This window comes from Polaromonas sp. P3_B4 (assembly GCF_056402835.1).
In genome coordinates this window covers 1,194,033-1,205,524 of the sequence record NZ_JBFUGQ010000001.1, presented here as the reverse complement: position 1 = coordinate 1,205,524, position 11,492 = coordinate 1,194,033, and the positions used below count along the sequence as shown (strand labels likewise).

At 63.4% G+C, this 11,492-nt stretch carries 11 protein-coding genes; 8 read left to right on the top strand and 3 right to left on the bottom strand.

The genetic code is table 11. From position 1 onward, the window contains the following. Positions 1-179 precede the first annotated feature (179 nt). Positions 180-1,085, bottom strand: coding sequence for a LysR substrate-binding domain-containing protein (locus AC1DVV_RS05930; RefSeq protein WP_477702712.1), 906 nt, complete (start codon positions 1,083-1,085; stop codon positions 180-182). A 244-nt stretch (positions 1,086-1,329) separates the two neighbouring features. On the opposite strand from AC1DVV_RS05930, the gene AC1DVV_RS05925 reads away from it, so the two are divergent. Together AC1DVV_RS05925 and AC1DVV_RS05920 are read left to right on the top strand one after the other, a co-directional pair. Then, positions 1,330-1,980 carry an FMN-dependent NADH-azoreductase gene (locus tag AC1DVV_RS05925; protein WP_457278534.1) on the top strand — a complete coding sequence of 217 codons (651 nt, stop codon included), beginning with the start codon at positions 1,330-1,332 and terminating at the stop codon, positions 1,978-1,980. 208 nt (positions 1,981-2,188) lie between these two features. Next, entirely contained in the window at positions 2,189-3,112 is a 924-nt protein-coding gene (locus AC1DVV_RS05920; RefSeq protein WP_477702713.1) for a TauD/TfdA dioxygenase family protein, read from the top strand. A gap of 311 nt (positions 3,113-3,423) precedes the next feature. On the opposite strand, the gene AC1DVV_RS05915 is transcribed toward AC1DVV_RS05920, so the two are convergent. Further along, entirely contained in the window at positions 3,424-3,972 is a 549-nt protein-coding gene (locus AC1DVV_RS05915) for an NADPH-dependent FMN reductase (RefSeq protein ID WP_477702714.1), read from the bottom strand. A 332-nt stretch (positions 3,973-4,304) separates the two neighbouring features. On the opposite strand from AC1DVV_RS05915, the gene AC1DVV_RS05910 reads away from it, so the two are divergent. The 6 genes from AC1DVV_RS05910 to AC1DVV_RS05885 are packed head-to-tail and all read left to right on the top strand — an operon-like array spanning position 4,305 to position 10,321. Continuing rightward, positions 4,305-5,333 carry an ABC transporter substrate-binding protein gene (locus AC1DVV_RS05910; RefSeq protein ID WP_477702715.1) on the top strand — a complete coding sequence of 343 codons (1,029 nt, stop codon included), beginning with the start codon at positions 4,305-4,307 and terminating at the stop codon, positions 5,331-5,333. After that, a complete protein-coding gene (locus tag AC1DVV_RS05905) occupies positions 5,330-6,184 on the top strand; it encodes an ABC transporter ATP-binding protein (protein WP_457278541.1) in 855 nt (284 codons plus the stop codon). The genes AC1DVV_RS05910 and AC1DVV_RS05905 overlap by 4 nt, the downstream gene beginning before the upstream one ends. Next, entirely contained in the window at positions 6,177-7,016 is an 840-nt protein-coding gene (locus AC1DVV_RS05900; RefSeq protein WP_477702716.1) for an ABC transporter permease, read from the top strand. The genes AC1DVV_RS05905 and AC1DVV_RS05900 overlap by 8 nt, the downstream gene beginning before the upstream one ends. Before the next feature lie 28 nt (positions 7,017-7,044). Continuing rightward, complete coding sequence (locus tag AC1DVV_RS05895) at positions 7,045-8,397, top strand: LLM class flavin-dependent oxidoreductase (RefSeq protein WP_457278543.1); 1,353 nt, start codon at positions 7,045-7,047, stop codon at positions 8,395-8,397. Continuing rightward, entirely contained in the window at positions 8,397-9,998 is a 1,602-nt protein-coding gene (locus tag AC1DVV_RS05890) for an FAD-dependent oxidoreductase (RefSeq protein WP_477702717.1), read from the top strand. The genes AC1DVV_RS05895 and AC1DVV_RS05890 overlap by 1 nt, the downstream gene beginning before the upstream one ends. Further along, a complete protein-coding gene (locus AC1DVV_RS05885; protein WP_477670794.1) occupies positions 9,995-10,321 on the top strand; it encodes a 4Fe-4S binding protein in 327 nt (108 codons plus the stop codon). The genes AC1DVV_RS05890 and AC1DVV_RS05885 overlap by 4 nt, the downstream gene beginning before the upstream one ends. A gap of 201 nt (positions 10,322-10,522) precedes the next feature. On the opposite strand, the gene AC1DVV_RS05880 is transcribed toward AC1DVV_RS05885, so the two are convergent. Then, on the bottom strand, positions 10,523-11,461 hold the full coding sequence (locus AC1DVV_RS05880; RefSeq protein ID WP_477670795.1) for a TauD/TfdA dioxygenase family protein: 939 nt from the start codon (positions 11,459-11,461) through the stop codon (positions 10,523-10,525). Positions 11,462-11,492 lie beyond the last annotated feature (31 nt).

Here is an 11,492-nt window from a genome sequence, read left to right as displayed (position 1 = left end):
GGCACTATTTCCGGCCTCAACCTGCACCCGCAGGTCCCAAATCGCCTGTTTTTTGCCGTTTTGACAGCTTTTCTGACTATCAAAACTGCCTTCAGCCCAATAAGGACAAGCGCAAGCAGCTATTAAATTCATAGCGCCTTACTTGCACTCGCGGCCGGCTAATCCGCCAGGCCAGGCCATCAAACCAGCTCTTCACCCCGCATCCGCTCCCCCAGAAAGTCCAGAAAGCTCCGCACCGCCGGAATCTGCCCACGCCGCGAAGTGAACACCGCATGCGCCACGCCGGGGCGAAGCGCCCAGCCTGGCAGCACGGGCACCAGCAATTGCGCCTGCTGCTCTACCGCGCTCAGGGATTCGGGCAAAAAACTCATGCCGGTGCCGGCCAGCACGGCCAGCTTCAGGGTTTGCAGGTCGTCGGCCACATAACGCGGCTGGTGCTGCAGCACAAACTCTTTTCCGTCGGGGCCCATCAGCGTCCACGACGCCCGGCCGTCCACCCAGGACATGGCGACGGTGTCGAGCTTGTGCAGGTCTTCCGGTTTTTCAGGCGTGCCCTGGCGCCTCAGCAAATCCGGGCTGGCCAGCAGGCGCCCGGAGCCGGAGCCCAGGTTTTTCACGATCAGGCTGCCGCTGTCTTCCAGCGTGGGCCGCACGCGCAGGGCAATGTCGATGCCCTCTTCCACCAGGTCAATCACCCGGTTGGTCACGCGCATGTCGACTTTCACGTGGGGGTGAAGCGCCATGTAGCGCGGCACCAGGTAGCCCACCGTGCTTTGTGCCAGCGTCACCGGGCAGGTGATGCGCAGCGTGCCGCGCGGCTCGACCTGCATTTGCGCCACGGCTTCCGATGCGGCCAGCGCCTCGTCGCGCATGGCGCTGCAGTGGCGCAGGTAAATCTCTCCGACCTCGGTCAGTGAAAGCTTGCGGGTGGTGCGCTGCAGCAGCCGCGCGCCCAGCCGCGCCTCCAGCTCGGCTACGCGGCGCGACAGGCGCGACTTGGGCAGCCCCAGCGCCCGGCCGGCGGCGGCAAAGCCGCCCCGCTCCACCACTTCGGCGAAGTACAGCATGTCATTGAGGTCTTGCATGGGAAAAGTCCTTTCGTCGCCTTTACTCGCCTTGCGCCCAGGTGCGATGGCGCCAGATCGAAGGCATTTTGTGATTTTGCGGTGTTTATTGTCTCATTAGTAGAACGATAAGTCGCATTATTGCCAACTTATCAAATACTCGACTCATCCGCACAATCTATCCCATGGCTGCGGTTCAAGGTGAACACGGCCTGAAAACCGGTTTATCCCACCCGATCAATCACTTCAATTCAAGGAATTCACCATGACCAAGCTTCTTCACATCGACTCCAGCATCCTTGGCGGCAACTCGGTTTCCCGCCAGCTCACGGCCCAGATCGTGGCCTCATGGCGCGCCGCCAACCCCGGCACCGAAGTCAGCTACCTCGACCTGGCAGCCGACACACCTTCCCACCTCTCCGCCGAATCGCTGGGTTTCCGCATGCCTGCCGGCACCGCCCTGAGCGACGTGCAAAAGCGCGAAAACGCCGTGTCTGAAGCCCTGGTGACGCAATTCCTGGCCGCCGACGTGATCGTTGTGGGCGCACCGCTCTACAACTTCGCAATTCCCAGCCAGCTCAAGGCCTGGATCGACCGCATTGCGCAAGTCGGCCGCACCTTCAAGTACACCGACAAAGGCCCCGTGGGCCTGGCCGGCGGCAAGACGGTGATCGTGGCGTCCGCCCGCGGCGGCGTCTATTCAACCAGCGACGCGATGACAGCCCTGGAACACCAGGAGAGCTACCTGAAGGTGGTGTTCGGCTTCTTCGGCATCACCGACGTGCGTTTTGTGCGCGCCGAAGGCCTGGCCATGGGCGAAGCCGCCAAGGCTGCCGCACTGGAAGCTGCGCAGATTGAAATCGTGACCCACACGCAAAAGCCTGCCAACCAGGAAAAAGCCGCACTGGCGGCCTGAGTTACTGCTTCCCGGCACCGCTGCCGGAACACTGCACAGAAAAAAGCCCGCAACCGCGGGCTTTTTTTGTTTCCGCCAGCGGGTGCGGCCAGGCCGGGCAGAATTTAAAGTAATTAACAAAGGACAATCAGGTAGTTCGCTTTGAACAGCGACGCCTCTACATTTATTAGGTAACCGGCGCAGCCGGACGCAGCTGAGAAAGGTGAAGATGACAGCGACTTTGGCTTCGAACGACGGCGCAAGCGCGGCAGCAACAACGCAGCACGCCCCCCACACCCCTTCTTCCATCGAGATCCGGCCTTTTGACGCCCCGCTGGGCGCCGAGGTGCTGGGCATGGATTTGTCCACACCGCTCACCACAGCTGACTTCTGCCGCATCCACCGCGCACACCTGGACCACCACGTGCTGGTCTTTCGCGACCAGCGCATCACGCCGCAGCAACATGTTGATTTCAGCCGCCGCTTTGGGCCGCTGCAAATTCATGTGTTGAAAAACTTCCAGTTGCAAAACCACCCTGAAATCCTGATCGTCTCCAACATCAAGGAAAACGGCGAACCCATCGGCCTGGGCGACGCCGGCCATTTCTGGCACTCTGACCTGTCATACAAAGACAAGCCCAGCCTGGGCTCATTGCTGCATGCCCAGGAGCTGCCCTCCGAAGGCGGCGACACCCTCTTCGCCAACCAGCACACCGCCTGGGACACCCTGCCCGCCGCGCTAAAAACAGCCGTTGAAGGCCTGCGTGCCGAACACACCTACCTCGCCAAATACGAAGAGCTGCGCAGCCGCAACCCATGGCGGCCCAAGCTCACACAAGAGCAGGTTGAAGAGGTCAAGCCGGTGGTTCACCCGGTGGTGCGCACCCACCCCGAAAACGGCCGCAAGGCGCTTTTTGTCAGCGAGCATTTCACCACCCGCATCCTGGGCATACCCGAGGACGAAAGCAAAGCGCTGCTGGGCGAACTGTTCGAACACACCTCACGCCCCGAACTCATCTACCGCCACCAGTGGCAACCACACGACATGGTGTTCTGGGACAACCGCTCAGTCACCCACCTGGCAGCAGGCACCCCCGACCACCTGCGCCGCAAGCTCTACCGCACCACCATCGAAGGCGACGCCCCGTTTTAAACGAGAGCTTGCGTCCGGTATTCGGATTGCGGTTTTAGGTATTCGGGTTTCAGGTATTCCTTGCCCCCACCCCTTCTGTATGCGCCGAGGAGCGGAGGTCCAGACGGATCAGGGATCGCGATTGTCTGAGCCGAAGGCGAGTTCGAGCGAGACCCCGGCTGGACCGAGCACCGCAGGTTGCCCGCAGCGCAGCGAAGGGACGCAGACAGCAGGGTCGCCTTTTCTTTGGTGACTTTCTTTTGGCGAAGCAAAAGAAAGTTACTTGCCGCCGGGCAACCCCGGCCAGCCGCCCTCAGCAAAAAGCATGACGCTCAGGCGTGCTTCTTAACCCACCCCACATAAGCATCCACCCACCCCTGCAAAAACTTGCGGCTGCCTTCACTGATGACGCCATCAGCGTCGTACAAACCTTCCTTGTTGTGGACAAAAGCCTCTGGTTGGCCCAGCGTAGGCACATTCAGGTAGGCCAGGATATTGCGCAGGTGCTGCTGGGCAAGCGCGGTGCCAATGGCGCCAACCGATGCCCCAATCACGCCGGCAGGCTTGCCGTCCCATGCGCTCTGGCCGTAAGGGCGTGAGGCATGGTCAATGGCATTTTTCAGCACACCGGGAATCGAGCGGTTGTATTCGGGCGTGACAAACAGCAGGCCCTGCGCCGCCTTGATCTCGCCCTTGAGCCGCTTCACCTCTGCCGACGGATTCCCGTCGTCGTCCTGGTTGTAGGGCGGCAGGTCGTCAATGCGCACATGGGTAAAGCTGAAGTCCGCGGGAAACAGCTTTTCAAGCGCACTGGCGAGTTTTTTGTTGAACGAATCCTTGCGGATGCTGCCGACGACGACGGCGATGTTGTATTGGGCCATGGGGTTCTCCAGGAAGGTGAGGATGAAAGGGTTTGATCAGCGAATGCGCGAATTCGCAAAAGGCATTCCCGGTTTTAAATCAATTCACCGCCGCGCGCTGTAGGACTTCAGGACAGAAATACCCCAAGGTTCCGCAGCGCTGCCCGCTTCCCGTCAACACGCCAGGCCGCCTCTGCGCAAAACCAGACAGCACCCCAACAGCCGACTGCCCGGGATGCAGCAACAAAGCAACCCGGACGCCCTGAAAACCCCGAAATCACCCCTGAATCAGCCCGAAATCACTGGCATGGATGCTGCGATGTTGAGCCTGTCAACCACTCACTCCTCACGCCATGAATATCACTCGCTTCCTCGGTCTCACAGCTTTGTCGTTTGGCCTCCTGTCCACTCAAGGCCATGCCGCACCCCCACCTGAACGAACCGAAATCCGCTACCAGGGCTGGGCCGGCCAGGTCACCTGGATTGAGTTGGCCGAAGACCTGGGCTACCTTGCGCCGCTCAAGGCCAAATGGGTGGGCAACACCATCAGCGGCCCGCAAGACATCCAGAGCGTGGTCACCGGCGATGTCGACCTGGGCGGTGCCTTCAACGGCTCGGTCGTCAAGTTGCTGGCCAAGAAAGCGCCCATCAAGGCGGTGCTGGGCTACTACGGTGTCGATGAAAACACCTGGAGCGGCTACTACGTCAAGGAAGACAGTCCGATCAAATCCGCACGCGACCTGATCGGCAAAAAAGTTGCGGTGAACACGCTGGGCGCACACCATGAGTTCATGGTCCGCGAATACCTGGAACGCGCCAGGCTCAGCGAAGCGGAAGCCAAGCAGGTGACGCTGGTGGTGACGCCGCCAGTGACCGGTGAACAGGCGCTGCGCCAGGGTCATGTCGAAGTCACCACCTTGGGCGGTGTGCTGCGCGACAAGGCGCGGGAGCGCGGCGGCATACGCCCGCTGTTCACAGACCGGGACCTGTACGGCAACTTCACGGCAGGCTCCATCGTTCTGCACAACAAGTTCATCGAACAGAATCCCAACACCAGCCGCCACCTGGTGTCGGCCCTGGCGCGCTCCATCGAATGGGCGCGCAACACACCGCCGGCTGAGGTTCGGGCGCGCTTCGTGAAAATCATTGACGGCCGCAAGCGCGCCGAAAGCGCCGACACCATCCAGTACTGGAAAAGCACCGGCGTGGCGGGCACAGGCGGCGTGATCAAGGACAAGGAGCTGCAGATCTGGATCGACTGGCTGGTCAAGGACGGGCTGCTCAAACCCGGCCAAGTCAAACCCACAGACCTGTACACCAACGCGTTCAACCCTTATTCCAATGCTTCCAACAGCGGCGACAAGCTGGCGGTGGCCAAATGAGCGCCGCAAAAATTCGCTTTGAAAACGTCAGCAAGGAGTTCACCGTTCGCGCGGACGACGGCGGCGCGGCCAAACGATTTGTTGCCGTGCACGACGTGACGCTGGACGTGCGTCCGGGCGAATTCCTGGTGCTGGTCGGGCCCAGCGGCTGCGGCAAGTCCACCCTGCTCGATTTGCTGGCCGGTCTGGCGCTGCCCACCAGCGGCCGCGTGCTGATTGATGGGCAACCCATCACCGGCCCGGCGCGCGACCGCGGCGTGGTGTTCCAGCAATACGCCCTCTTCCCCTGGCTCAGCGCACTGGACAACGTGGCCTTTGGCCTGGAAGTCGCGGGTGTCGGCAAACGCGCCCGGCGCGAGAAGGCCGCGCACTACCTGGAGCTGGTGGGCCTGACCGACTTTGCCAACCGCTTTCCGCATGAGCTTTCGGGCGGCATGAAGCAGCGCGTGGCCATTGCGCGCAGCCTGGCTTACGAACCGCAGGTGCTGCTGATGGACGAACCTTTTGCCGCGCTCGACGCGCAGACACGCGAAACGCTGCAGGAAGAGCTGGTCGAAATCTGGCAACGTACCGGCAAGACGATTGTGTTCATCACGCACGGCATCGACGAAGCCGTGGTGCTGGGCCAGCGCGTGGCGATCATGACCACCCGGCCGGGCCGCATCAAGCAGATCGTGGACATCCCCGAATCCTTGCGCAGCGGCACCGACGACGTGCGCTCGCTGCCGTTGTTCGGCGAGCTGCGGCACGAAATCTGGTCGCAGCTGCATGACGAGGTGGCGTCTGCCCGCCGCGAGCGCCGCGCCCGTATTTCCTCACAACCCATCCTCAAGGAAATTGCCCATGTCTGATATTGCCCTGAACGCAGGGACCGCCCCGCTGGCCCTTCACACGCTGCCGCTCTGGAAACGCCTTCAGGCGCAAGTTGCCAATGCCACCTGGCGCTCCGGCCTGATCGTGGCGCTGGCCCTGCTGTGGGAATTGGCGCCGCGCCTGGGCCTCACCGACCCAACCTTCTTGCCGCCACTCAGCGAGGTGCTTGCCGCCGGCTGGACATTGGCACTGAACGGCCAGCTGTGGGAGCACACCTCCATCAGCCTGGCCCGTTCGCTCGGGGGCTTGTTGCTGGCCATCGTGTTCGCCATTCCGCTGGGGCTGGCCATCGGCTGGTACCGGCGCCTGGGCAACACACTCAACCCGCTGATTGAGCTGCTGCGCAACACGGCACCGCTGGCATTGCTGCCAGTGTTCCTGCTGCTGCTGGGCATTGGCGAGGTGTCCAAGGTTTCCATTGTGGTGTATTCGTGCGCCTGGCCCCTGTTGCTCAACACCATCTCGGCCGTGCGGCAGGTGGATCCGCTGCTCGTGAAATCGGCCCGCACCATGGGCGTGACACCGCGCCAGCTGTTCCTGAAGGTCATCCTGCCGGCTTCCGTGCCGACCATGTTCGTGGGCATACGCCTGGCTGCGGCTTCGGCCATGCTGGTGCTGATCGCCGCCGAGATGGTGGGTGCCAAGGCCGGGCTGGGCTACCTGATCATCTACGCCCAGTTCAGTTTCCTGATCGCCGACATGTACTTCGGGATCATCGCCATCACAGCCATTGGGGTCACGCTGAACTTCGCGCTGCAGGCGCTGGAGCGCCACTTCACCGCGTGGAAGCCTGCTTCCACCCACAGCTGACTCCTTTACCCACAGAAAGACATCCCTCATGACTCAACGCAAACTTCGCCTGGGCGCATTCATCATGGCCACAGGCCACCACATCGCGGCCTGGCGACATCCTGGTTCCCAGGTCGATTCAGGCGTCAACATCGACCACTACATCGAGGTGGCCAAAACCGCCGAGCGCGGCCTGTTCGACCAGGTGTTCGTGGCCGACAGCCCGGGCGTGGCATTCCACGGCACCGACGAAGCCTTCAGCCGCCAGGGCCGCGTGTCCTACTTCGAACCGGTCACTTTGTGGGCGGCCTTGTCGGCCGTGACAAAACACATCGGCTTCGTGGCGACGGCTTCCACCACTTATGAAGACCCCTTCCTGCTGGCGCGCAAGTTCGCCTCGCTGGACCACATCAGCAAGGGCCGCGCGGCCTGGAACGTGGTGACCACGGGCGCCGACAACGTCTACGGCAATTTCGGGCTCGACAAACACCCCGACCCGGAGGTGCGTTATGAGCAAGCCCATGAGTTCATCGACGTGGTGAAGGGCCTGTGGGACAGCTTCGAGGACGACGCCTTCATCCGCAACCCCGAAACAGGCAGCTACTTTGACCCGGCCAAGCTGCACGAGATCAACCACCACGGCAAATACTTCAAGGTGCAGGGTCCGCTGAACCTCGAGCGGCCGCCGCAAGGCTACCCCGTCATCGTGCAGGCCGGTTCTTCCGAACCTGGGCGCGAACTCGCGGCGGCCACCGCCGAAGCCATCTTCACGGCCTGGACCAGCCTGGCGGAAGCGCAGGCCTTCTACCGCGACGTGAAAGGCCGCCTGGCCAAGTACGGCCGTCGGCCTGAGCAGTTGCTGATCCTGCCTGGCATCTCGCCCGTGATCGGCCGCACGCAGGCCGAAGCTGAAGCCAAGTGGGCCGAGCTGCAAAAGCTCATTCACCCTTCAGTGGGGTTGAACACCATTGCTCAATTCTGGCCCGGCGAAGACCTCACGAAGTGGGACCTGGACGCCCCGCCGCCCTACATTCCCGAACCGCCCAAGGGCCAGAACAGCCGCGCTCACGTGGTGCTGGAGCTGGCGCGGCGCGACAAGCTCACCGTGCGCCAGCTGTATGAATACCTGGCGGGTGCACGCGGCCACTGGGTGGTAGTGGGCACACCAGAGACCATCGCGGACAAGATCCAGGAGTGGTTTGAAAACGGCGCCGCCGACGGCTTCAACGTGATGCCGCCGGTGCTGCCCGAGTCGCTCAACGATTTTGTGGACCTGGTGATCCCCGAGCTGCAGCGCCGCGGAATTTTCCGCACCGAATACGAAGGCAGCACGCTGCGCGAAAACCTCGGCCTGGACCGGCCCGTCAACCAGTTCGCCGTCAAGGCCCAGAAGGTGGCGTGATGGGAAGCCGCGACCTCAACTTCACCGCCCTCTCGAACGCTGCAGGCGCCCGGCAGCACGATGCCGACGTGCTGGTCATAGGCGGCGGCCCGGCCGGAACCTGGGCCGCCATCAGCGCCGCAGCACGGGGCGCCAAGGTGGTGCTGGCCGACAAGGGCTACTGCGGTACCTCGGGCGCCACGGCGCCTTCGGGCACAGGCGTCTGGTACGTGGAACCGCAAGGCACGCAGCGCGAAGACGCCAAAGCCAGCCGTTACGACAAGGGCGGGCAGCTGGCCGAACATGCGTGGATGGACCGCGTGCTTGAGCAGACCTACGCCAACATGCAGCAGCTGGCCGAATGGGGCTACCCCTTCCCGATTGGCGAAGACGGCGAGCAGCGCCGCACCTCGCTGCAAGGCCCCGAGTACATGCGCCTGATGCGCAAGCGCGCCAAAGAGGCAGGCGTGCGCATCCTCGACCACAGCCCGGCGCTGGAACTGCTGGTGGACGAACAAGGCACCGTGTGCGGCGCCACCGGCCAGCAGCGCCAGACGCTGGAGCCCTGGGTGGTGCGGGCCGGCGCCGTGGTGATTGCCACCGGCGGCTGCGCTTTCTTAAGCCGCGCACTGGGCTGCAATGTGCTGACCGGCGACGGCCACCTGATGGCCGCCGAGGCGGGTGCCGATTTTTCGGGCATGGAGTTTTCCAATGCCTACGGCCTGGGTGCGGCCTTTGCCTCGGTCACCAAGTCGCTGTTCTACCAATGGGCCACCTTCTACTACGAAGACGGCAGCGTGATTGAAGGCGCAGGCTCGGCTTTCGGCCGCAGCCTGATTGCCAAAACATTGCAGACCCAGCGTGTGTTCGGCCGTTTGGATAAAGCCGACGACCAGGTGAAAGCCTGGATGCGCACCGCCCAACCCAACTTCTTTTTGCCCTTCGACCGCGCAGGCATAGACCCTTTTACCCAGCGCTTCCCCGTGACCTTGCGGCTGGAGGGCACGGTGCGCGGCACCGGTGGCCTGCGCATTACGGGCCGCGACTGCGCGACTTCAGTGCCAGGCCTTTATGCCGCCGGGGACGCCGCCACACGTGAGCTGATCTGCGGCGCCTTTACCGGCGGCGGCAGCCACAACGCGGCCTGGGCCTTGTCGTCCGGGTTCTGGGCCGGTGCGGGCGCAGCGGGCTTCGCACGCTCCAACGGGCACAGCGCCGCACGCGCGGTGCTGCGCGCCGGCGGCGTGGGCCTGCAGGGCACGGGCAGCGAACACATCGACAGCGAAGTCCTGATCCGGGCCGTGCAGGCCGAAGTGTTTCCATATGAGCGCAACTGGTTCCGCGCTGGTGATGTGCTCGAAGACTCACTGTCGCGGCTCGACGCGTTGTGGCTGCGCCTGCGCCAGGCCGCACCGGCCGACAGGCAACAGGCGGTTCGCACACGCGAAGCCGCCGCGCTGCTGGCCCATTCGCGCTGGATGTACCGCAGCGCCCTGGCCCGCAACGAAACGCGGGGCATGCACCGGCGCCAGGAGCACGCCGCGCCCGACCCCACGCAACGGCACCGCCTCATCAGCAACGGGCTCGACGAAATCCGGGTCAGCCAGGAAGTGGTCGCATGATCGAGCTCATCAGCGCTTCGCAGTGCACCGGCTGCAACATCTGCGTGACGGCCTGCCCCACCAACGTGTTCGACGCCGTGCCCGGCGGCCCACCGGTCATCGCGCGCCAGGGTGACTGCCAGACCTGTTTCATGTGCGAGCTGTACTGCCCGGAAGACGCGCTGTTTGTCGCTCCCAGCGCCGATGAGTCCGTGCAGGTGAATGAAGAAGCCTTGCGCCACGGCGCCCTGCTCGGCAGCTACCGCAAAGCCGTCGGCTGGGGCGGTGGCCGCAAGTCGACCGCTTCGGACGACCACAGCTACCACCTGCTGCAGAGAGCCTGAGCCTCAACCCATCGCCACCATATGCTATTTATTTGATAGCTGGTGGCGCGCATTTTCATTGGCCTAGCGGCCATTTTGATTGCTCAAAATGCATCAAGACGGCCATTTTTTTGCTCGAAAGCACAAAAAAGCCGGCGCGAAGCCGGCAAAAATGGCCGGCCGCACTGGCAGCACGGCCATGCCACACGAAAGATCAATCCATCAGGCAGCCACGGCCTCGGCAGGCACCACCGGTTGGGTGACCTTCGGTGGCTGCGCCTGGCCACCATGCACGCGTGAGCGGCGGCCGTCCACGCTGATCGGCACGTCGCCGGCCAGCGTGACGCGGCGCACGATGCGCTTCTGGTCGCCGTAGTCGTTGATGGCGTAGTGCTGGGTGGCACGGTTGTCCCAGATCACCACATCGCCCTGGATCCAGCGCCAGCGCACGGTGTTCTCAAGACGCGTCACATGGCTTTGCAGCACCGACAGCAGGTGTTGCGAATCGGTGCTGGAATAACCCACCAGCTTTTTCGCGAAATGGCCGAGCACCAGTGTGCGCTCGCGCGTTTCGGGGTGTACGCGCACCACCGGGTGCTCGGCTTCATGCAATGTGCGGGTGAAAACCTCGCGGTAATGCCGCAGGCCTTCGCTCGACACTTCGTCTTCGCTGCGTGAGGCGGCGTAGTCGTAATCGTTGCCATGAATCACCCAGAGCTTTTCGGCCAGCTCGCGCAACGCGGGCGGCAGGCCCTGGTAAGCCAGCGCCGTGTTGGCCCACACCGTGTCGCCGCCGGCGGGTGGGATCACCACGCCGCGCAGCACCGATATCTTGGGCGGGGCCACGGCGAAGGTCACGTCGGTGTGCCAGGAGTTGGCACGCCCGCCGTGTTCCGAGTCCAGCTCAAGGATGAAACCCGTGCCCTGGCGCACCGGCACCGTGGGGTGCGGCACCGGCTCGCCCAGGCGCTTGGCAAACGCCTCCTGTGATGCGTCGTCCAGATGCTGCTGGCCGCGAAAGAACAGCACCTTGTGCTTGAGCAGCGCCTGGTTCAGCGCGGTGATGGTGGCGCCTGGCAGGTCGGCAGACAGGCGCAGGCCGCGCACCTCGGCGCCAATGCGGCCGGCGACCGGGTGAATATCCACGGGCAATGTTGTCATGAAGAAGCTCCTTGTGTCATGAAAGAAGCAG

What these genes read in the sequence shown, in the direction of transcription:
- AC1DVV_RS05880 (WP_477670795.1), bottom strand. Translation starts at nt 11,461, where the DNA reads ATGACAACATTGCCCGTGGATATTCACCCGGTCGCCGGCCGCATTGGC.
- AC1DVV_RS05925 (WP_457278534.1), top strand. Translation starts at nt 1,330, where the DNA reads ATGACCAAGCTTCTTCACATCGACTCCAGCATCCTTGGCGGCAACTCG.
- AC1DVV_RS05905 (WP_457278541.1), top strand. Translation starts at nt 5,330, where the DNA reads ATGAGCGCCGCAAAAATTCGCTTTGAAAACGTCAGCAAGGAGTTCACC.
- AC1DVV_RS05915 (WP_477702714.1), bottom strand. Translation starts at nt 3,972, where the DNA reads ATGGCCCAATACAACATCGCCGTCGTCGTCGGCAGCATCCGCAAGGAT.
- AC1DVV_RS05895 (WP_457278543.1), top strand. Translation starts at nt 7,045, where the DNA reads ATGACTCAACGCAAACTTCGCCTGGGCGCATTCATCATGGCCACAGGC.
- AC1DVV_RS05920 (WP_477702713.1), top strand. Translation starts at nt 2,189, where the DNA reads ATGACAGCGACTTTGGCTTCGAACGACGGCGCAAGCGCGGCAGCAACA.
- AC1DVV_RS05885 (WP_477670794.1), top strand. Translation starts at nt 9,995, where the DNA reads ATGATCGAGCTCATCAGCGCTTCGCAGTGCACCGGCTGCAACATCTGC.
- AC1DVV_RS05890 (WP_477702717.1), top strand. Translation starts at nt 8,397, where the DNA reads ATGGGAAGCCGCGACCTCAACTTCACCGCCCTCTCGAACGCTGCAGGC.
- AC1DVV_RS05910 (WP_477702715.1), top strand. Translation starts at nt 4,305, where the DNA reads ATGAATATCACTCGCTTCCTCGGTCTCACAGCTTTGTCGTTTGGCCTC.
- AC1DVV_RS05930 (WP_477702712.1), bottom strand. Translation starts at nt 1,085, where the DNA reads ATGCAAGACCTCAATGACATGCTGTACTTCGCCGAAGTGGTGGAGCGG.
- AC1DVV_RS05900 (WP_477702716.1), top strand. Translation starts at nt 6,177, where the DNA reads ATGTCTGATATTGCCCTGAACGCAGGGACCGCCCCGCTGGCCCTTCAC.